At 65.1% G+C, this 20,277-nt stretch carries 22 protein-coding genes and 1 riboswitch; of the genes, 17 read left to right on the forward strand and 5 right to left on the reverse strand.

The genetic code is table 11. The annotated features are described in order from the left end of the window. Nucleotides 1-2 precede the first annotated feature (2 nt). The 9 genes from JQN66_RS04660 to JQN66_RS04700 all read left to right on the forward strand — a co-directional run bounded on the left by JQN66_RS04660 (nucleotide 3) and on the right by JQN66_RS04700 (nucleotide 7,645). A complete protein-coding gene (locus tag JQN66_RS04660; protein ID WP_420870948.1) occupies nucleotides 3-1,286 on the forward strand; it encodes an allantoate amidohydrolase in 1,284 nt (427 codons plus the stop codon). Beyond that, nucleotides 1,283-2,512, forward strand: a complete 1,230-nt coding sequence (locus JQN66_RS04665) for a formimidoylglutamate deiminase (protein ID WP_204676832.1) — start codon at nucleotides 1,283-1,285, stop codon at nucleotides 2,510-2,512. The genes JQN66_RS04660 and JQN66_RS04665 overlap by 4 nt, the downstream gene beginning before the upstream one ends. Continuing rightward, a complete protein-coding gene (hutI, locus tag JQN66_RS04670) occupies nucleotides 2,509-3,708 on the forward strand; it encodes an imidazolonepropionase (protein WP_204676833.1) in 1,200 nt (399 codons plus the stop codon). Before JQN66_RS04665 ends, hutI begins: the two co-directional genes overlap by 4 nt. Before the next feature lie 45 nt (nucleotides 3,709-3,753). Beyond that, the gene (gene tpx, locus JQN66_RS04675; RefSeq protein ID WP_161447673.1) at nucleotides 3,754-4,251 is read left to right on the forward strand and encodes a thiol peroxidase; all 498 of its coding nucleotides are present in this window, start codon (nucleotides 3,754-3,756) and stop codon (nucleotides 4,249-4,251) included. Nucleotides 4,252-4,526: 275 nt separating this feature from the next. Further along, nucleotides 4,527-4,949, forward strand: a complete 423-nt coding sequence (locus tag JQN66_RS04680; protein ID WP_204676834.1) for a hypothetical protein — start codon at nucleotides 4,527-4,529, stop codon at nucleotides 4,947-4,949. A gap of 5 nt (nucleotides 4,950-4,954) precedes the next feature. Beyond that, a complete protein-coding gene (locus JQN66_RS04685; RefSeq protein WP_204676835.1) occupies nucleotides 4,955-5,893 on the forward strand; it encodes an ROK family protein in 939 nt (312 codons plus the stop codon). After that, a complete protein-coding gene (locus JQN66_RS04690) occupies nucleotides 5,890-6,105 on the forward strand; it encodes a hypothetical protein (protein WP_204676836.1) in 216 nt (71 codons plus the stop codon). Before JQN66_RS04685 ends, JQN66_RS04690 begins: the two co-directional genes overlap by 4 nt. Nucleotides 6,106-6,144: 39 nt before the next feature. After that, nucleotides 6,145-6,852, forward strand: coding sequence for a copper homeostasis protein CutC (locus JQN66_RS04695; RefSeq protein WP_204676837.1), 708 nt, complete (start codon nucleotides 6,145-6,147; stop codon nucleotides 6,850-6,852). Nucleotides 6,853-6,865: 13 nt separating this feature from the next. Beyond that, the gene (locus tag JQN66_RS04700; RefSeq protein WP_188947594.1) at nucleotides 6,866-7,645 is read left to right on the forward strand and encodes a DeoR/GlpR family DNA-binding transcription regulator; all 780 of its coding nucleotides are present in this window, start codon (nucleotides 6,866-6,868) and stop codon (nucleotides 7,643-7,645) included. A gap of 41 nt (nucleotides 7,646-7,686) precedes the next feature. On the opposite strand, the gene JQN66_RS04705 is transcribed toward JQN66_RS04700, so the two are convergent. Continuing rightward, entirely contained in the window at nucleotides 7,687-8,541 is an 855-nt protein-coding gene (locus JQN66_RS04705; RefSeq protein WP_204676838.1) for a phosphotransferase family protein, read from the reverse strand. Between the two features lie 91 nt (nucleotides 8,542-8,632). Between JQN66_RS04705 and JQN66_RS04710 the strand changes: the two genes are divergently transcribed. The 3 genes from JQN66_RS04710 (at nucleotide 8,633) to JQN66_RS04720 (ending at nucleotide 11,302) form a co-directional block, all read left to right on the forward strand. Further along, complete coding sequence (locus JQN66_RS04710) at nucleotides 8,633-9,415, forward strand: CPBP family intramembrane glutamic endopeptidase (RefSeq protein ID WP_204676839.1); 783 nt, start codon at nucleotides 8,633-8,635, stop codon at nucleotides 9,413-9,415. A 20-nt stretch (nucleotides 9,416-9,435) separates the two neighbouring features. Next, a complete protein-coding gene (locus JQN66_RS04715; RefSeq protein WP_204676840.1) occupies nucleotides 9,436-9,849 on the forward strand; it encodes a GNAT family acetyltransferase in 414 nt (137 codons plus the stop codon). A 124-nt stretch (nucleotides 9,850-9,973) separates the two neighbouring features. Further along, a complete protein-coding gene (locus JQN66_RS04720) occupies nucleotides 9,974-11,302 on the forward strand; it encodes a hypothetical protein (RefSeq protein ID WP_204676841.1) in 1,329 nt (442 codons plus the stop codon). 63 nt (nucleotides 11,303-11,365) lie between these two features. Here the strand turns inward: JQN66_RS04720 and JQN66_RS04725 are convergent, their stop codons facing one another. Further along, on the reverse strand, nucleotides 11,366-12,010 hold the full coding sequence (locus JQN66_RS04725) for a VOC family protein (RefSeq protein WP_188947599.1): 645 nt from the start codon (nucleotides 12,008-12,010) through the stop codon (nucleotides 11,366-11,368). Nucleotides 12,011-12,183: 173 nt separating this feature from the next. Continuing rightward, nucleotides 12,184-12,302, forward strand: a riboswitch (SAM riboswitch). A gap of 89 nt (nucleotides 12,303-12,391) precedes the next feature. Between JQN66_RS04725 and JQN66_RS04730 the strand changes: the two genes are divergently transcribed. Then, nucleotides 12,392-13,735, forward strand: coding sequence for a bifunctional o-acetylhomoserine/o-acetylserine sulfhydrylase (locus JQN66_RS04730; RefSeq protein WP_204676842.1), 1,344 nt, complete (start codon nucleotides 12,392-12,394; stop codon nucleotides 13,733-13,735). Between the two features lie 2 nt (nucleotides 13,736-13,737). Then, nucleotides 13,738-14,886 carry a homoserine O-acetyltransferase MetX gene (metX, locus tag JQN66_RS04735; RefSeq protein ID WP_204676843.1) on the forward strand — a complete coding sequence of 383 codons (1,149 nt, stop codon included), beginning with the start codon at nucleotides 13,738-13,740 and terminating at the stop codon, nucleotides 14,884-14,886. A gap of 73 nt (nucleotides 14,887-14,959) precedes the next feature. On the opposite strand, the gene JQN66_RS04740 is transcribed toward metX, so the two are convergent. Both JQN66_RS04740 and JQN66_RS04745 read right to left on the reverse strand, forming a co-directional pair. After that, a complete protein-coding gene (locus JQN66_RS04740) occupies nucleotides 14,960-15,811 on the reverse strand; it encodes an SGNH/GDSL hydrolase family protein (RefSeq protein WP_204677480.1) in 852 nt (283 codons plus the stop codon). Nucleotides 15,812-15,866: 55 nt separating this feature from the next. Continuing rightward, the gene (locus JQN66_RS04745) at nucleotides 15,867-16,247 is read right to left on the reverse strand and encodes an SHOCT domain-containing protein (RefSeq protein ID WP_204676844.1); all 381 of its coding nucleotides are present in this window, start codon (nucleotides 16,245-16,247) and stop codon (nucleotides 15,867-15,869) included. Nucleotides 16,248-16,429: 182 nt separating this feature from the next. On the opposite strand from JQN66_RS04745, the gene JQN66_RS04750 reads away from it, so the two are divergent. Then, the gene (locus tag JQN66_RS04750; RefSeq protein WP_204676845.1) at nucleotides 16,430-17,083 is read left to right on the forward strand and encodes an alpha/beta hydrolase; all 654 of its coding nucleotides are present in this window, start codon (nucleotides 16,430-16,432) and stop codon (nucleotides 17,081-17,083) included. A gap of 788 nt (nucleotides 17,084-17,871) precedes the next feature. Next, on the forward strand, nucleotides 17,872-18,297 hold the full coding sequence (locus JQN66_RS04755) for a hypothetical protein (RefSeq protein ID WP_204676846.1): 426 nt from the start codon (nucleotides 17,872-17,874) through the stop codon (nucleotides 18,295-18,297). 179 nt (nucleotides 18,298-18,476) lie between these two features. Here JQN66_RS04755 and JQN66_RS04760 read toward each other — a convergent pair whose 3' ends face one another. Next, complete coding sequence (locus JQN66_RS04760; protein ID WP_188947605.1) at nucleotides 18,477-18,707, reverse strand: RNA-binding S4 domain-containing protein; 231 nt, start codon at nucleotides 18,705-18,707, stop codon at nucleotides 18,477-18,479. Nucleotides 18,708-18,888: 181 nt separating this feature from the next. Between JQN66_RS04760 and JQN66_RS04765 the strand changes: the two genes are divergently transcribed. Continuing rightward, nucleotides 18,889-20,274 carry a glycine--tRNA ligase gene (locus JQN66_RS04765; protein WP_204676847.1) on the forward strand — a complete coding sequence of 462 codons (1,386 nt, stop codon included), beginning with the start codon at nucleotides 18,889-18,891 and terminating at the stop codon, nucleotides 20,272-20,274. The last annotated feature ends 3 nt before the right edge of the window (nucleotides 20,275-20,277 follow it).

Consider the following 20,277-nt stretch of genomic DNA (forward strand, 5'->3'; position numbering starts at 1 on the left):
CCATGACGATGCCTACACACGGCGTAAATTCCCTGCTAGCCGCGATCAGCGGCGAGGGCCGCGACGCCAAGCGCGGCGGCTACTCGCGCCCGGTCTACTCGGACGCCGAGATCACGCTGCGCGAGTGGTTCATTGCCGAAGCCTCCGTGCGCGGGCTGGAGGTGTCCACGGATGCCAACGGCATCATCTGGGCCTGGTGGGATCTTCCGGGGTCCGCCGGGGACGACGCCTCGCGCAAGGGTTCGCTGGTCACCGGCTCCCACCTGGACTCCGTGCCCGGCGGCGGCGCCTTCGACGGCCCGCTGGGCGTGGCCAGCGCGCTGGCCGCATATGACGTGCTGGCCGACCGGGAAGCCTCCGGCGAACTGGTGCGAAACCGTGCCCTGGCGCTGGCCGTCTTCCCGGAGGAGGAAGGCTCGCGCTTCGGGGTGGCCTGCCTGGGCTCCCGGCTGCTCAGCGGCGCCATCGACCCGGTGAAGGCGCTGAACCTGCGCGACGCGGAGGGCAACACCTTCGCTGACATCGCCGCCGCCAACGGGCTGGACCCGGCGCGCATGGGCCGCGACGAGAAGGCCCTAACCCGGATCGGCGACTTCATCGAGCTGCATGTGGAGCAGGGCCGCGGGCTGAACACCGAACAATACACCGACGCCGCCGGCCGCGGGCCGGCCGTCGCGGTGGGCAGCTCCATCCTTGGCCACGGCCGCTGGCGGCTGAGCTTCAGCGGCCAGGGCAACCACGCCGGCACCACCTTGATGATCGACCGCGCCGACCCGATGGTGGCCGCCGCCCAGCTGGTGCTGAAGGTCCGCGAGATCGCCACGGCGCAGCCCGACGCCCGCGCCACGGTGGGCCGGCTGGAGCCGGTGCCCGGCGGCACCAACGTGATCGCCTCCCGCGTGGACATCTGGCTGGACGTGCGCCACCCGGACGACGCGGTCACCGCCCTGCTGGTGGAGAAGATCCACGGCCAGGCGCAGAAGATCGCCGCCTTCGAGGGCTGCTCCGTGGTGCTGACCGAGGAATCGCTCTCCGGCACCGTGCACTTCGACGCCGCGCTGAGCGCCTCGCTGGAACGCTCCGTGCACCGACTGGTTCCCGACGCCCCGGCGTTGCCCACCGGCGCCGGCCACGACGCCGGCGTGCTGGCCGCCTACCTGCCCACCGGCATGCTGTACGTGCGCAACCCTTCGGGCATCAGCCACTCGCCGGAAGAATACGTGGAAGACGCCGATGCCGAGGCCGGCGTGCTGGCCCTGGCCGACGCCCTGGAGGACCTGCTGTGAGCGGAAAAACCACTACCGTTCCGGCGCCGGTCAACGCGCACTCGCACGCCTTCCACCGGATCCTGCGCGGCCGCACCCACCAGGGGGAAAACGGCGGAGCCGGGAACTTCTGGACCTGGCGCGAACAGATGTACGCCGCCGCCGCCGGGCTCACCCCGGCCTGCTACGAGCAGCTGGCCACCGCGGTCTTCGCGGAAATGGTCGTCAACGGCTACAGCGCGGTGGGGGAGTTCCACTACCTGCACCACGACACGACCGGTGCGCCCTACGCCGGGACAGATGAGCACGGTATGGAGCTCGCGCTGGGCCGCGCGGCGAAGGCCGCGGGCATCCGCCTGGTCCTGCTGGACACCTGCTACCTGCAGGGCGGGCTGGACGCCCTGGGCAACGCCATCGAGCTGAACGAAACCCAGCGGCGCTTCACCGACGGGGACGCCGCCGGCTGGCTGGCCCGCCACGCGCGGCTGCGCGAGGCCCTGGCCGAGCTGGACGCAGGGGAAGGGCTGCTGAGCCTGGGAGCCGCCATCCACTCGGTGCGCGCGGTGCCCCCGGCCCAGCTGGAAGCCATCGCCGCCGGGCTGGACCCTGCCTTGCCGCTGCATGTGCACCTGTCCGAGCAGCCGGCCGAGAACGCGTCCTGCCAGGCGGCCTTCGGGCTGAGCCCGACCGGGCTGCTTGAACGCCACGGCCTGCTGGCCCCGCGGCTCTCGGCAGTGCACGCCACCCACCTGAGCGATGCGGACATCGCCGCGCTGGGCGCCGCTGGCGCGGGCATCGTCATGTGCCCCACCACCGAGGCGGACCTGGGCGACGGGATCGGCCCGGCCCGCGAACTGGCGGACGCCGGTGCCGTGATTTCGCTGGGCAGCGACCAGCACGCGGTGCTGGACCCCTATCTGGAGCAGCGCGCCCTTGAACACGGCGAGCGGCTGCGCAGCGGGCAACGCGGGCGCTTCTCCCCGGCGGAAATCTCCGCCGCCGCCCGCGAGGGCGGTCTGCGCTCGCTGGGCCTGGCGGAGAACGAGGACCACCTCGTGGTGCGCACCGACACCATGCGCACCTCCGGGTCGCGCACCGCCCAGCTGCCGCTGAGCGCCACCGCCGCAGATATCGCGCAGGTCCACGTCAATGGCAAGCTGGTAGCCAGCAATGGCCTGCACACCACGCTGGGAGACCCGGCGGATTTGTACGCAGCATTCTTCACCGAGTACCCGGAGTTTTCATGAGCACCACACTGATCACCAACATCTCCGAGGCCTTCCTCTCGGACGCGGCGCACACCCTGATCGAGAACGCCGCCATCCTCATCGACGGCGAGGACATCGCATGGGTCGGCGAAGCGGAGCACGCCCCGGAAGCCGATTCCGTGATCGACGCCGGGCAGCGCGCCGCGCTGCCGGGCTGGGTGGACTCCCACAGCCACCTGGTCTTCGCCGGGGACCGCAGCCGCGAATTCGTGGCCCGCATGGCGGGGCAGGACTATGCCGCCGGCGGCATCGCGGTAACCACCAAGGCCACCCGGGCCGCCTCCGACTACGACCTGACCCGGCTCGTGATGGGACGGGCCGCGGAAGCGCTGGCCGGCGGCACCACCTACCTGGAAACCAAAACCGGCTACGGGCTGAATGTGGAGGAAGAAGCCCGCCACGCACGCATCGCCTCCACCGTGGTCGACCAGGTCACGTTCCTCGGAGCCCACCTGGTCCCTTCGGACATGGACGCCCAGGAGTACACGGACCTGGTGTGCGGCGAGATGCTCGAACGCGTGCTTCCCTTCGTGCAGTTCGCCGACGTGTTCTGCGAGCGCGGCGCCTTCGACGAGGCGCAGTCGCGCCAAGTGCTTGCCGCGGCGAAGGACGCCGGGCTCGGGCTGCGCGTGCACGGCAACCAGCTGGGTCCGGGCCCCGGCACCCAGCTGGCCGTGGAATTCGGCGCGGCCAGCGTGGACCACGTGAACTTCCTTGACGCAGAGGATGTCGCGGCGCTCGCCGGATCCTGGGCGGACTGGGATGCCCGGGCCCGTACCGGCACCGCGGGGACCGTGGCCACCTGCCTGCCCGCCTGCGACCTGTCCACCCGCATGCCCTTCGCCCCGGGCCGCGAGCTGATCGATGCCGGGGCGCAGATTGCCCTGGCCTCGAACTGCAACCCGGGCACCTCCTACACCTCGTCGATGGCCTTCTGCGTGAGCACCGCGGTGCTGCAGATGCACCTGAGCATCGAGGAAGCGATCGTCGCCGCCACCTACGGCGGCGCGCTGGCGCTGGGTGTGCAGGATCGTGTGGGAAGCCTGGAAGTGGGCAAGAGGGCGGACATCCAGCTGCTGAACGCCCCGTCCGTGGCGCATCTGGCCTACCGCCCCGGCATGAACCTCTCCGGTCCGGTCTTCCGGGCCGGGCAGCTTGCGGCGGGGCAAATTTAGCGAGTCCGGTAGTGGGGCCGGGCACCTTCGTGGTAAACAAGGAGTATGGCTAATACTGCATTCAAAGGTACCCCTGTCCAGACCATTGGCGACCTGCCAGCCGTAGGCTCGCAGGCACCTGCCTTCACCCTGACCGACACCGGCCTGGCCGACGTCACCAGCGAATCGCTGGCCGGACGCCGCGTCGTGTTGAACATCTTCCCGTCCGTTGACACCGGTGTGTGCGCAGCCAGCGTCCGCCGCTTCAACGAACTGGCCGCCGGCCTGGAGAACACCACCGTGGTGTGCGTCTCCGCTGACCTGCCATTCGCCATGGGCCGCTTCTGCGGCGCCGAGGGCATTGAGAACGTCGTGTCCGGCTCCGTGTTCCGCTCGGACTTCGGTTCCGATTACGGCGTCACCCAGATCGACGGCCCGCTGGCCGGCCTGCTGGCACGCTCCGTTGTCGTGCTGGACGAGTCGGGCAAGGTCATCTACACCCAGGTGGTCCCGGAGATCACCACCGAACCAGATTACGATGCAGCTATCGCAGTCCTGAACTAGCAATCAACCGGCGGCAGCCAGCCGCTGAGGTGGTTCTCCAATGGCGTCTTTGCCGACCTGTGGTCGACGAAGACGCCATTTTTTGTGCGCGCCCGAACCTGCTGTCCAAGATTCCCCAACGACTTTGCCCCGGGGGATTCTCAAGACGCACTTCTATCCCCATATTCTTTGTAGATTGCTTATGATTGTTATGATCGAAAAGAAATCATAAAACATCAGATACTTTTCACTGAGTGGTCAAACGGTTTCACTGTGAATGATGAGGGAGAATATCGATGAGCGAGCGGTCCCTTCTGGGTGCGCACATGGAACAGGAGCTGGTTTCCCAGCCAGAGATGTGGCGCCGCGCCATCGCCGAGCAGCAGCCCGAAGACCTGCTTCCGGCCAAAGGCGCCAAGGTCGCAGTGGTCGGATTCGGTGCCTCCTGCTTCATAGCCGATGCCTACCCGGCCATGGGCCACCGCCACGACCCGATCTCCAACGCAGCGCCGAACCGAGTAACGTGGATACTTGGCACCCAGCCCGAAGGCCTGGACACCGACGTGACTCGCACCGGCGCGATCTACGCGAACGAGGACCGCCGCCCGCTGGCCGACCTCGCATCTATCCACCGGGTGACCCTGGACCGGGCTCGCGCGTGCAATCTCGATCCGGATAGCCCACGCAACCTGACCCGTTCGGTCATCCTGGAAGGCTAAAGGCCATGAGTGAACATTTCCTGCTCTTCGACGTCGGAGGCACTGACATCAAGGCGGGGCTGGCCAACACCAATGGCGATATCCTCCAGGTGCTGCGCGAACCAACCCGCAAAACAGCACCTGAGGAATCCGCCGCCGAGCGGGTCACCCAGCTCGGCGAAATCTCGCGCCGCCTGACGGCCGAATCCGGTACCACCCCGGTCTCCGCCGGCCTGGCTGTCTGCGGCCTGGTCGACCCTGAAAACGGCATCGGCATCTTCTCCGCTAACCTGGGCTGGCGCGACGCGCCGCTACAGGCCATGGCCCGCGAAACACTCGGCGTCCCGGTGGGCTTCGGGCACGACGTCGCCATGGCCGCTCGCGCCGAGCTCGAACTGGGCAGCGGCGCCAAGGACGCGGCGCTGCGCCGCAATGCCGTGGTCATGGTCATCGGCACCGGGATTGCCACTGCGCTGATGGTCGACGGGCGGCTGATCAGCGCCGGGGGATACGCCGGGGAACTGGGCCATGCCCAGGTGCCCGGCGGGCTGCCGTGTGCCTGCGGCGCTACCGGCTGCCTGGAAACCCTGGGATCCGCCGGGGCCATCGCCAAACGCTATCTGGCGGCCACCGGCAAGCGCGGCGGAGCCCGTGAAGTGTTCGCCGCCCGGGCAGCAGGAGACCAGGTCGCCGCGGGCATCATCCACGATGCCATTGAGGCGTTGACCTTCACCATGGCCCAGCTGTGCTCCTCGGTGGCTCCCGAGGGCATCGTGCTGGGCGGTGGACTGGCCCAGGCCGGCCCGTCGTTCTTCGCCGAGCTGCGCGAATCCCTGCACCGCAGGCTGTCCTTCCACCGCGAACCGCGGCTGATCCCCGCGCACCTGGGTGCCGACGCCGGCCTGCAGGGCGCGATGATCCTGGCTCGGGATGCCGCCGGGCGCTCGGCGCGCATCGCCCTGTGATCCTGGCGCTGAGGCCGACCCCGGCGACCGACAAAACCTGCGTGGTCCCCGGGGGCGGACCTGCTGGAACGAATTCGCTGCCGAGAACCAAACCGCTGAGCGTGGCACTGGCCAAATTCATCGGCCAGTACGCGACCGCCTGGCCAGAAGTCTTCGACGTTTCCATCGTGGCTATCGTGCCGCTCATCATCCTTTTCGCGCTGAATGAATAAGCGCCTGAGTGGCGGCCTGGCCGCCGGAACGGTCAACTAATGTCGCAAAATACAGCTCTGGAAATCGTCGCCACCAGCGGAGCCTGCGCCCGGAGGGCTTTCGCCGCCGGCGCAGACCGCATCGAGGCCTGCGAAGCACTTGAACTGGGCGGCATCAGCCCGGGGCCTGAAGTCTTGGAAGATATCTTGGAGCACCGACCAGCGCTAGGCGTGCACGCACTGCTGCGCAACCGGCCCGGGGACTTCCACAACGGCGAGGCGGATCTGCAGGTCATGGAACGCCAATCAAGGCGGCTGGCTCGCACCGGCGTGGACGGTCTGGTGCTCGGCGCGGTGGATGCCAGCGGGACGGTGGATCTCAAGGCGGTCGCACGGATGGCGGCGGCTGGACTGGAGGTGAACCCGGAGCTGGAAATCACCATGCACCGGGCCATCGATGCCAGCACGGACCCGGTGGCATCCGTGACACAGCTTTTGGACCTTGGCATCCACCGAGTGTTGACTAGTGGAGGGCAAGACTGCGCTGGTGAAGGCCTGGAAGTCATAGAGCGGATGGTGCAGGCCGCCGGCGGCCGGATCCAGATCATGGCCGGAGGCGGCATGAAGGCCCGGGACATCGGCCCAGCGCTCCGCGCCGGAGCCGCGGCTGTGCACTTCTCCGCCAAGACACAGCATGCCGGCACCATCAGGGTCTCGGAGCAACATGTGGAGCAGCTGCGCAACATGCTGAACGCGCTGACCGATTAAGGAGGCAGGATCCATGAAACGCGAGGAGCGACTTAACCATATCCTCGACCTGCTGGCCAGCCGCGGCCAGATCGATGTCGATGAGATTGTGCAGCAGCTGAGCACCAGCCCGGCGACTGCCCGGCGGGACCTGGATTCCCTGGCTGCGGCCTCGCTGCTGACGCGCACCCACGGCGGGGCGGTCTCCAACTCCGTGGCCTACGACCTGCCCTCGCGCTACCAGCGCGAGGAACACGACGAAGAAAAAGTGCAGGTGGCCAAGGCTGCCGCGGCGCTGGTGGAAAAAGACATGGTCATCGGACTGTCCGGCGGCACCACCACCAAGGCCATCGCCACCGAACTGGGGCTGCGCCAGGAATTGGTCGGAGAACCGGGCAGGGTTACCCTCACCGTGGTCACTAACGCGGTGAATATCGCCTCGCTGTTGGCAGTGCGCCCGCATATCCGGGTCATGGTCACCGGCGGGGTGCTCAACGACCGCTCCTACGAGCTGGTCGGGCCTATGGCACAGGCTTCGCTGGCGAAGATCACTCTGGATCTGTCTTTTGTCGGGGCCAACGGACTGGATGCGCAGACCGGCCCGATGGTAGGAGACGAGATGGAAGCGGCGGTCAACGAGCAGCTGATCCGCCAGTCAGAGCGCAGCTTCGTGGTGGTGGACTCCTCCAAGATCGGACAGCGCTCGTTTGTCATTCTGGACAGGGAACACCTCACCGGGATCATCACCGATACCAAGGTCACCGATGCGCAGCGGGCGGCATTGGCTACAGGCGGCATGCCGGTGTACAGCTAGGCAGACCCCTGTCCGGAAACGGCGGGCGGCCGTCCGAAGTGCTACCGGTTGCGGGCGCCGGCCGCGGCGGCCGCGCGCAGGATGCGCGGGCCGATCTTGCGCATGAGCTTGTCCAGCCGGGGATTGTCGCTGCGCGAGAGGGCATCCGAAAGCCGTTCCAAGCCCATCAGGCCCAGCCAGATCCTGGCCCGGCGGGCCTGCTCGGCGTCCGGGGCGATCTGTTCGACCAGGTCCTGCCCGTGCCACAGCGCCAGGTATGCGGTGTTCAACGCAGGGTCCCAGGCGCAGGCCAGATCCCAGTCCAGGATCCCGACCAGCTTCCCGTCCGCCCAGTGCATGTTCTGGCCCGCCAGATCGCCGTGCACCAGCGAGGGCGGCACCTGATCCAGCTGGGCGATCTGCGCAAACACGGACTCGGCCGCGGTGCGCAGCTGCCCGGACAGGTAGCCCAGGCAGCGGCTCCGCGAGCCGTCGTTCCATCGGCCGCGGAACGCGAACGGCTCGGCCAGGTCCGCGGCCAGCGGTTGGAGGTCCACGGCCGCGAGGTCCTGCACGATCCGGCGCAGCACCGCAGGATCCCCGCGATGCGGTGCGTGGGCGGTGCCGGGGATGAAGCGCAGGGCCACCGCGTTGCGTCCTTCGAATTCGAGCATCGCGCTGCAGGCGGTGGGCACCCGGTATGGCAGCTGCCCTGCCACGAGGTTGTGCAGCCGGATGCTGCGCGGCATCTGGGCGCTGGAGGCTTCGGTACGAGCCATGCGGATGACGGCTTGGTCGTTGGCCAGCAGCACGGTGTGGAACTGCCCGGCCTCATTGACCACCCCGCCCTCCCAGGGCAGCTCGGGGCACAGGGCCCGGCCCAGGTTGATCTCGGCTTCGGTGGCGGGACGGGACACGGCAACTCGCTTCGCGGATCAGGGAAAACAGCCTCTTCAGGCTACCGCATGGCGTGCCGATCGCTGGGTGTCCGCACAGCTTGCGCGGTCTATGATCAAAGACGTGAATGCACAGACCAGCACCCAAACCGTGTACCGGCGCACGCTGAAGATCGAGATCGCGCTGGTGATGGCCCTCTGCCTGGGACAGAGCGCGGTGTACTCGATCATCAGCTTCGCCGACAAGGTCACCAAGGCGCCGCTGTCCGAGCAGACGACCTCGATGAACAACCCGCTGAGCACCCGCGAGTACTTCGACCTGGCCTACCAGCTGCTGGACATCGTTTTCGCCCTGGTTCCCGTGCTGCTGGCGCTTTATCTCATGAAGCGCAGCACCGGCACCACCGTGTCGATGATCGGCTTCGACCTGCGCAAACCCGGGCGGGATACGCTGCTGGGCGCCGGCCTGTTCCTGGCCATGGGGCTGGGAACCCTCGGCGTCTACGCTGCGGGAAGGGCGCTGGGCATCACTACGGCGCTGTCCACCGCTAATCTCGGGGACTACTGGTGGAGCATCCCGGTGCTCATGCTCTCGGCCGCGCGGCATGCGGTGCTGGAGGAGGTCATCATGCTCGGCTTCCTGTTCACCTACGCCAGCAAGCTCAAGCTGGGCCTGTGGACCACGATCATCGCCTCGGCGCTGATCCGCGGCAGCTACCACCTCTACCAGGGCGTCGGCCCGATGATCGGCAATGTTGTCATGGGTGTGGTGTTCGGCTGGGTCTACCACCGTTACGGCCGGGTGATGCCCCTGGTCGTCGCCCACTTCCTGCTCGACGCCATCGGCTTCGTCGGCTACCTGCTGCTCGGCCCGGCAATTGGCATCGGCGCCTAGCCTGGACGTAGCCTTCTGACATGGAAATCATCGAACTCTCCGAGACGTGGGTGGACCAGGCCGTCGAGCTATGGGAACGCACCGGGCTGACCCGTCCCTGGAACGACCCGCAGGCCGATGCCCGCAAGGCCCTCGCCGGTACGGATTCCACGATCTTGGGCCTGGTCCATGGACAGCGGCTCATTGCCACCGCCATGGCCGGCGATGACGGGCATCGCGGCTGGCTGTACTATGTCGCCGTCGACCCGGGCTCGCAGCGCCAGGGATGCGGGCAGCGCATCGTGGAGGCGGCGGCGCAGTGGCTGCGCACCCGGGGCACCGTCAAGGTGCAGCTGATGGTTCGCACCGGCAATGATGCGGTGACGCGGTTCTACGAGAAGCTCGGCTACGAACGCCAGGAGGTCTCGGTGCTGGGCAAGCGGCTGGTTCCCTGACCGGCGGGACATTTGAAGCGCACGTTCAGAAAAAGCGGATAAAGTAACTCCGGTACAAATATCCGCCACTGTGAAGAAACCCTTCCTGATGAAAGAGCATCCGGCAGGGACTTGAAGGGACGACATGCCGTTCGCCGAACTCTGGAGCAAATCGCGCGCCTGCCTGGCACTGATGGCGATGCTGATTCTGACCGAGCTCTTGGCGCTGCTGGTCCCGGTGGAGATCGAAAATACCAGCAGGGAAGGCCTGAGCGTCGTTTCCTCCTTCGGCGTGCTCTTCTGCGGCGCGGTGTTGGGCACCTACGCTGCGTGGGTGGGAAGCCGCTTCGGCGTGCAGGCCCTGCGCCGCGTCCGCGGAGCGCACCGCATCGCGGCGACCGCCCTGAAGCTGTTGGCGCCACCGCTCGTTGTCGGCGCCAGCGCCTACCTGCTGGGCTACGCCACGGCCATGTACCGGATGCGCGAGATAATCTTTCCCGATCCCGGCCTGTTCCTGCTCTCGATGCTCATGATGCTGGGTTTGTGCCTGGGCGGCCTGGGGCTGGGATTGCTGTTCAGGCCGGGGCCGGCCATCACCTTGAGCATCGTGCTGTTCTCTGGGCTGCAGCTCTTTTCGTTGCTGGCGCCGGGCCCGGTGCTCTCCAACATGGCCGGACTTTCTGGATGCTGCAGCCTGGATTACGGGCCGAACCCCGGGGTGATCCAGGCCGTGGCCCTGTGCTACCTGGGCTGGGCGGCGCTCGGTCTCTGCGCGATCTGTCTCAGGGTGCAGGCAGTGGGCAAAACGCTGCGCCGGCTCCTGGCGGTGGCCGGTGCGGCGTCGCTGGCCGTGCTGTGGGGCGGCGGGGCCTTGGCCGCCCAGGAGGCGGGATCCGAGCAGGAGCTGAGCCGTACCTCGCAGTTGCTGTGCGAGCGGCCGGGCGACGGGCACCAATACTGTTTTTGGCCCGACCAGGCCGCGCATTGGGGCGACTGGGGCACGAATATCGTCTCGGGCATTGCCCGCATGGAAGAAGCCAGCGGGATCCGGCAGCCCGAGGTCATTACCAGCAGCAAGGCCCACGCCCTGGCGACTGGAGGACTGCGCCTGGATTTCGAGGACCGTTATTCGCCCGAGTCGGTCATGTGGGAGCTGGTAATGGCAATGGCGGTCAGCCCCACCGAAGAATGCCTGGGCGGTTTGGCGGAAGATCATGTTTTGCCCGACATCGCGGCGGTCGATTCCGAAGCCCAGCAGCAGATGTGGGCGCAGTACGACCTGCTGTACCAATGGTGGGCCGGCAAAGCCGATCGCGACTACCTGGATGACGCGGAAAACCATGAGCTCGCCGGGCTGCGGGACCTGGACGAGCGGGCCCAGGCCGCCTGGGTGCGGCAGGCGGCTGCCGGTATCGAAGACTGCCAGCTGGTGCCGCTGCCCGGTTCCCAGGACGGCCGCGGGCTTTCGGGTTAAAGGACCAAAGGTAGGTGGGGACGCCGTTGTCCCCGCCTACCTTTGGTGTGGTGCCCGGTAATCCTAGAGGACCACCGTGCCCTTGCCGGTCTTGAACGTCACCGACAGGATGCCAGGAGTTCCGTTGGGTGCCTGGTACTTGGTGGTCACCGGCCCGAGATTGACGTTCTCCGGCTGTCCCAGCCATTCAAGCACGCGCTCGCGGGAGCCGGCGATGCTGATCTCGCTGATCTCACCGGTCGGATCCAGCGCGCGCGAGGGATGCAGTTCCTCGGTGCCGTCGTCCCAGCGCAGCAGGTAGGGTACCTGCGGGTCCGCGATCAGCCCCTTGATGCCGATCTGCTGCCAGGTCAGTTCGCGGCCGTCGGGGAACTTGCGGTTCCCGGGAACGGCCTTGCGTTCCAGGCGTTCTTCTGCGCCGCTCAGGTCGTCCAATGAGACGCACCAACCCATCCATCCGCCGCCCAGCTCGGAGCGGGCGCGAACGGCCTGACCGAAGGGAGCCTTGAGGCTGGCCGGATGATTCAGTACCTCGACGACCTCAAGGTACTGGTTGTGCTTCAGCGGGAAAATGACATTGCGAGTTCCAAACCGTGGATGCACGCCTCCCTTGACGAATTCCAGGCCCAGGGACTCTGCAATTCTCTCAGCAGTTGGCATCAGCCCGTCTGGGCCGCATGCGTACGTAACGTGATCTAGCCTCATCATGTGCCAATCATGACAACAATGTGATCCCAGTCTCTACTTAGTCGATCCTAAGACGCGCGTGTCCTTCGAATTCTGTGCGGCAACCGGGCGGATCGCCGTGAATATGACTGATTGAGACTCCGTCCGCGCCGGCGAGTTGTCAAAATATTCGATTCTCAGGCACACTGGAAGCAGGTCATGAGTCCCAGTAACAAGCCCCGGCTTACTGGGCGGCAACCCTCCAACCGCGGTGGGGTGCCCCGGGTGAAGACCTGGCCCTTGAGCTATTCGGCGTCGAGGACAAGCGCGGGTTACCCCTCTGGCAACACCTCCTAGAGGTACTGCCCGGCGGTGTGTGTTCAGTGGTGTACCCCCATAGTTACGGAACTTTTGGAGGCTGCCATGAGCAACAACTGGTCGTTTGAAACCCGTCAGATCCACGCAGGCCAGACCCCTGACCCGGTCACCGGCGCACGCACCCTGCCGATCTACCAAACCACGTCCTTCGTTTTCCCGTCCGCGGAGAGCGCCGCCGCGCGCTTCGCGCTGCAGGAGCTGGAGCCGATCTACACCCGCATCGGCAACCCGACCACAGAAGCCGTGGAAAACCGCATCGCCGACCTCGAAGGCGGCGTGGGCGCGCTGCTGCTGTCCTCGGGGCAGGCCGCAACCACCTTCGCCATCCTGAACATCGCCGAGGCCGGCGACCACATCGTGGCCAGCCCCAGCCTTTACGGCGGCACCCAGAACCTGCTCAAGCACACCCTGAAAAAGCTGGGAGTGCAGGTCACCTTCGTCTCCGACCCGGACAACCTGCAGGAATGGCGCGAAGCCGTCCAGCCGAACACCAAGGCGTTCTTCGGCGAGACCATTTCCAACCCGCGCCAGGACGTGCTGGACATCGAGGGCATCTCCGCGATCGCCCACGAGGCCGGCGTCCCGCTGCTGGTGGACAGCACCCTGGCCACCCCGTACCTGATCCGCCCCATCGAATGGGGCGCGGACATCGTGATCCACTCGGCCACCAAGTTCCTCGGCGGCCACGGCAACGCCATCGCCGGGGTGATCGTGGATTCGGGCAACTTCGACTTCGCCAAGAACCCGGAGCGCTTCCCGAGCTTCAACACCCCGGATGAGTCCTACAACGGCCTGATCTACGCCCGCGACCTGGGTGTCAACGGCATCCTCGGCGCCAACTTGGCCTACATCCTCAAGGCCCGCGTGCAGCTGCTGCGCGACCTGGGTTCGGCTCCGGCCCCGTTCAACGCATTCCTGATTGCCCAGGGACTGGAAACCCTGTCCCTGCGCATCGAACGCCACGTGGAAAACGCGGCCAAGGTGGCCAACTGGCTCGAAGCCCGCGCCGATGTCGAGGCAGTGGCCTATGCCGGCCTGGAATCCTCGCCGTGGTTCGAGCGCGGCCGCAAGTACAGCCCCAAGGGCGCCGGCTCCGTGCTGGCCTTCGACCTGCCCGGAGGAGTGGAAGCCGGCAAGGCGTTTGTCGATGCCCTGCAGCTGCACTCGCACGTGGCGAACCTGGGCGACGTCCGCTCGCTGGTCATCCACCCAGCTTCCACCACCCACGCGCAGCTCTCCGACGCGGAGCGCCTGGCCGCCGGGGTCCGCCCGGGCCTGGTGCGGCTGAGCGTCGGACTGGAACACATCGACGACATCCTGGCCGACCTTGAGCTGGGCTTCCAGGCCGTTGCAGCCCTTGATGGCAAGGAACTGCAGGAAACACGCTAGGCATGGCATCCATTGTGACTACCGAAGACGCCCTTGACGCCGAAGAGCTCACCGACGGGACGCACGGCATTTTGCGCCGTGCCTCGGTGGGGGAGTATTCCTTTGAATTCGGCGGCTACCTGCCGCAGGTGACCCTGGCCTATGAAACCTGGGGCACGCTGAACGCGCAGCGCAGCAACGCCGTGCTGGTCATGCACGCCCTGACCGGGGACGCCCACGTCTCCCGTGGCGATTCGCAGACCGACGGCTGGTGGGAGGACTTCGTAGGCCCCGGCCTGACGGTGGACACCAACCGCTTCTACGTGGTGTCGATCAACATGGTCGGCGGTTGCAATGGGTCCACCGGTCCCTCCTCCCTGGATGAGCAGGGTGTGCCGTGGGGTTCGCGGTTCCCGTTCGTCACCATCAAGGATTCGGTGCGCCTGGAGCAGCGCCTGGCCGGGCAGCTGGGTGTTGAACGCTGGCACACCGTGCTCGGCGGATCCATGGGCGGGGCCCGAGCGCTCGAGTACGCAGTGGAATTCCCGGACCAGGTCGCAAACCTGGTGGTCATGGCCTCCACCGGCCAAGCTAGCGCCGAACAGATAGCGTTCGCGCAGGTGCAGACCCAATCCATCCGGCTTGATCCGCATTTTGCCGGGGGAGACTACTACCAGAACCAGACGCGCCCGGACGAAGGCCTGGGGCTGGCCCGCCGGCTGGCCCACCTGACCTACCGGTCCGAGGCGGAGCTGGAGCACCGCTTCGGCCGCAAGGCGCAGGACGGCGAGGTCCCCGATGCTCCCTTCGAAGGGCGCCGTGGACGCTACCAGGTGGAGAGCTACCTGGACCACCAGGCCAGCAAGCTGGTCAACCGCTTCGACGCGAACAGCTACCTGGTCCTCACCGAGGCCTTGATGAGCCACGACGTGGCCCGCGGGCATGAATCCTTCGAACACGCGCTGGCGCGGCTGGAACAGGTCAACGTGCTGGTGGCGGCAGTGAAGTCCGACCGCCTGTACTACCCGGAGCAGTCGGTGAAGCTCGCTGCTTCCCTGGCCACGCCCAAGCCGGTGCACTACATCGATTCGCCGATCGGCCACGACGGATTCCTGACAGACGCCGCCCAGCTGGACGGGGTGCTGCGCACACTGGTTTTCGACGAGGACTAATCGAGAGCGACATGGCATGGAACGAAGGCCGCACCACCAGTTATCGGTGATGCGGCCTTCGGCATGTTCGGGGCTAGGGAGCGCTGTCGCCGGCTCCCAGCGAGTCGTTCGGCGTGCTCTCGGCAAAAGGCGTCGGGGTGGGTCGCTTGGCCGTGATGCCGTCGCCTGAGGACTGGTGGCGCAGCCGGCGCAGTACCCACGGGGCCAGATGCTCGCGGGCCCAGTGCAGGTCCTCGATCCGCGCTTCCTTCCAGCTGCGGGTGTCCTGAACGGCGTCGATGCGGGTATCGAGCGTGTGCGGGACGTTCAAGGCATCCAGCGCCATCGCCGCGATGCGCTGGTGGCCCAGCGGCGAGAAGTGCAGGCGGTCGGCGGACCACATGACCGGCTGGTGCAGTTCGCGCAGCGCCCACATGTCGGCCACGATCGCGTCGTAGCGGGCGGCGATGGTGCGGACGTTTTCGTTGTAGATGGCCACGCGGCCGCGGATGCTTCCGAGCACCGGGGTGTCGCGGATATCCGGTCCTGTGAACAGCAGGATGGTGGCCCCGGTGGAATTCAGCCGGGAAATGGTGGAGTCGAGCTGGTCGGCGATCTTGTCCGGATCCCCGCCCGGGCGCAGCACGTCGTTGCCTCCGGCGCAGATGGAAATCAGGTCCGGTTTCAAGTCGATGGTCGGCTGGATCTGCTCCTCAATGATCTGGGCAATCAACCGGCCGCGGATGGCGAGGTTGGCGTAGGCGAAGTCCGGCACACCCCGGCTGAGCTCCTGGGCCAAGCGGTCGGCCCAGCCGCGGAAAGACTGCGGGGACAGGGGATCGGGGTCGCCCACGCCCTCGGTGAATGAATCCCCGACCGCTACGTAGCGGCGCCAGGGGTGCACCGTGGAATTCTCGGAATCAGGGGTTTCGAAACTAGGGGAAATAGCCACAAGCTACATTGTTACTCGTTAGTAACGTTGTGTCAACGATTCGAGAAAACTATCCGAGCAGGACCTTGCTGCGGGCCTCGGCGTATTCCTCGGCGCTGATCAACTGCTTGGAGCGCAGGTCGTCCAGCTCACGCAGCCGGTCCTCCTTCGACTGGGCCGGGGCGAGCAACGCTGACTTCGAAGCCTTGGCCGCGATGTCGGTCTGCACGGTGAAGATGTCAACCCCGGCGTTCTTGGCCGCTCGGTAGTTGCGCACCCAGACCACAATGATGAATACGACCACCAGCGTGAAAACGACAATGAAGAGTATGGACAAGATGCTGACGCCGGTAAACACGGTTTCCATGGTGTCCATGGGATCGGAGTCGAGCAGTGACGAGGGGGTGTCGACCTCTTCGATGAACTCCACTGGGGCATCGTCAAAATTCATTGCAGGTACGGCCTTAAGTTGGCGGACATGGGCTTGAAGAAACTGATGGCACTAGTCAACCACGAGTTCCGGGACAGCGAAACAAGTAAATCCAAACGTTACAGATTCGCAATAACGTCGACCGGCGCCTCGGTGTCGATTGATATGCCACGGACCCCGACTGTCGATAGGCTTGAACCACTATGAATAATCCTGAAGCATCAACGGTTGCCCTGATTTCCCGCAACGACGAAACCCGCCTCGACACACCGCTGCTGGTGTTCCTGCACGGCTACGGCTCGAATGAAGAAGACCTCATGGGCTTGTCCCGCTACCTGCCGGAGGAGTTCACCTACCTTTCGGTGCGCGCTCCGCTGCAAGCAGGGCCCGGCTTCAGCTGGTTCCCATTGACCCAGGAAATTGACTACTCGATCGATGCAGTGGCGCAGAGCGTGAAGGACCTCTGGGTCTTCTTGGAGCCGATTGCCGCTCAGCACTCGTCGCTCACACTGCTCGGCTTCTCGCAGGGTATGGCCATGGCCACCTCGCTGGCCCGCTACCAGCGCGATGCAGTGTCTGCAGTAGTCGGCCTATCCGGTTTCGCGGTCGAGGCTCCGGAGCTTGACCTCTTTGACGACGCGAAGCTCAAGGCTAACCCGCTGCCGCTCTTCTGGGGCAGAGACCTGGCCGACCCGGTCATCACCCACGACAAGATTGAATTCACTCTCGGCTGGGTTCCAGCCCACACCGAGCTGACCAGCGAAACCTACCCGCAGATTGCCCACTCGGTGAGCATGGAAGAAATCCAGGATGTCGATTCTTTCCTCAAACGCGAGGTATTAAAGCTCAAGGGTTAGGCCTGCTTCGCAGGGCCTGGGCAATCGACTGGGCCCTGCTCAGGGTGTTGGATAATCGCAAGCAAGACTGCTCTCAATGGTGACGTGGCCCCCCCGATCCCACGACCTTTGACCGGTGCAAGCCTGAAGTGAAACCCCTGTCTATCGCCGTTTGCGAGTCCACCGACGAAGTCGGCCGCAGAGCAGGGTAAAAGCCTGGATCTAGCTGGCTTACCGCTTATGGGGCCGAGGGTTATTCGATGATGCGAAACCGTTGACAACGGTGTGTCGGATAAGACCGGTGTATGGAAAACTTTCATCATTCCCCAGCCGTGTCCTGATTGCAGCTGCCATGGCTGGACACAGGGAACTCTGCTCGGACGCTCCGAACCCGCGGGTCGGTGATGGAACCTCCGGTGTCGCATTGGAGCTGAATGAACGCATAGACTCTACTTCGGCCTCATGGACTTCCCGGATGTCGCAGATGGCGTGACCGGCGGGTAGATCGTTGCGCACCATCTGTGGGGAATTGCCGACGGTATGCCGGGGAATGATATTGACGTTTTGAATAAACCGCACTGCGCATGCACGCTTTGGGAATGAGTCCGACCCTAATCGGACTTCCGGGGTGGCAAGGAAACTTCGATACCCCGGCAACGTCTCTTGCTTGGTTCTTCAACAGGTGTTTCCATGTCCTCGACATGCGCGACGGTGTGACAAGGCCTGAATTACTTGGAACGAAGTCAACCGAGTCGAATTTAAGTGCCGGTCAAACGATGCATTGAGTCGATCGTTTGTAGGCTTGTCTTATGAAACCTCTGGTTGGCAAACTCACGAAGATGCTGGCCGTCATTCTGGCAGCAGTAGTCATCATCGTCATTTCGGTATCCACGCTCATATCAAATGCGATGGAAGACTTGATCGCGGCCGTTGAGGATTCATCGCACCACGACCCGGCTACGATGTACAAGGACGACGAACGTAAACTTGCCAATAAAATAGCGAAGCTTCCTGCCGTCGAAACATCGGATTCAGGCAAATCGGACGTCAATACGACAAGAATTCAGATCGTCTTATCTACGCCGTATCCAAGCAGCGGCGACCTTATGGCGATTTCCTCCGCCTGCACTTCGCATGCAACACTGTGGGGTCCTTTCGAGACAAGACCCGTCGTCTGCACAGTCGTTTCCGGTTCAGGTGAATCCGTGGACACATACAAGTGGCTCTTGGACTGACCTGCCTGCCATTGGGGAGTCTCGCTTCGCCACGGTGCCGGTAGGCCTCGTCGAGCATGAACCTTGGCAAAGGGGTTGTTGAAGCCGCTCCAAACTACAATGACTCAGCAAGATGGTTCACGCGGAACGGGGCACTATCGCTGGGCTAGCGCTCGCCGAGGAGGTATCGCTCCTCGGAACTAGGCGCGGCTGGAAATCTTGACGCATTCGCCGTTAACGCAGACCACGTCGTTCTGGTGGATCTGTGCCCCGCGGCGGGTTTCCACTTGCCCGTTCACTGTAACCGCGCCTTCGGAAATCAGCTCCTTGGCATGGATGCCGTCCTCGGCGAGGTTGGCCAGCTTCAGCAGCTGTCCCAGTCGGATGGACTCGTCGCGGATTTCCAGATCAAAAGCTTCGTTTGCACTCATGGGCACCATTCTTCCCTATTGAAGACGCGCCAAGTCGCGCTTCGGGGAAAAGAGCGGGGAAGTTCACCTGCCGATAACTTGGACCGACTTAGTTTCACGGGCCTTGAAACGATAGTCTTGGAAGGTATGTATTTTTCTACGGACCGCAACCAGCGGCCTCGTAATTTCCTATGGAGTTGATATGGCGCCACAGTCCAAGCTTGATCAGGTCATTTCCCTCGCAAAGCGTCGCGGGTTCGTCTTCCAGGCCGGTGAAATTTACGGCGGTTCCCGCTCCGCATGGGACTACGGGCCCCTGGGCACCGAACTGAAGGAAAACATCAAGCGCGAATGGTGGCAGTCCTTCGTGCGCGGCCGCGAGGACATGGTGGGTCTGGACTCGTCCATCGTCCTGCCCAAGGCCGTCTGGGAAGCATCCGGCCACGTCGCGACCTTCACCGACCCGCTGGTCGAGTGCACCCAGTGCCACAAGCGCCACCGCCAGGACCACCTGCTTGAGGCCTTCGAGGCCAAGAAGGGCCGCGCCCCGCAGGACGGCATGAGCGAGATCGCCTGCCCCGACTGCGGCACCAAGGGCCAGTTCACCGAACCGCAACAGTTCTCCGGCCTGATGAAAACCTTCCTCGGCCCGGTGGATACCGAAGCCGGACTGGCCTACATGCGCCCGGAAACCGCGCAGGGCATCTTCGTGAACTTCGCCAATGTGCTCACCGCCAGCCGCAAGAAGCCGCCGTTCGGCATCGGCCAGATCGGCAAGGCGTTCCGCAACGAGATCACCCCCGGCAACTTCATCTTCCGCACCCGCGAGTTCGAGCAGATGGAGATCGAGTACTTCACCGCTCCGGAAGACGCACCGAAGTTCTTCGACCAGTGGGTCAAGGACTGCTGGGAATGGTTCCTGGACCTTGGCATCAAGGAAGAGAACCTGCGCCAGTTCGACGTGCCTGATGACGAGCGCGCGCACTACTCGGCCGGCACCATCGACTTCGAGTACCGCTTCGGCTTCCAGGGCTCGGAGTGGGGCGAGCTCATGGGCGTCGCCAACCGCACCGACTACGACCTGTCCAGCCACGCCAAGGCCTCCGGCGCCGAACTGAGCTACTTCAACCAGGCCACCGGCGAACGCTACACCCCGTACGTGATCGAGCCGTCCTTCGGCCTGACCCGTTCGATGATGGCATTCCTGGTCGACGCCTACACCGAGGATGAAGCCCCGAACACCAAGGGCGGCGTGGACAAGCGCACCGTGCTCAAGCTCGACCCGCGCCTGGCCCCGGTCAAGGCCGCCGTGCTGCCGCTCTCGCGCAACGAGAACCTCTCGCCGAAGGCCAAGGATCTGGCCAACGAGCTGCGCAAGCGCTGGAACATCGATTTCGATGACGCCGGGGCCATTGGCCGCCGCTACCGCCGCCAGGATGAGATCGGCACCCCGTTCTGCATCACCGTGGACTTCGACACCCTCGAGGACCAGGCCGTGACCATCCGCGAGCGCGACACCATGGCCCAGGAGCGCGTCGCCCTGGACCAGGTGGCGGCCTACCTCGCCGAGCGTCTGAACGGAGCCTAAGCG

It is taken from the genome of Glutamicibacter protophormiae (assembly GCF_016894325.1).
In the GTDB taxonomy this organism is placed as follows: Bacteria; Actinomycetota; Actinomycetes; order Actinomycetales; family Micrococcaceae; genus Glutamicibacter; species Glutamicibacter protophormiae.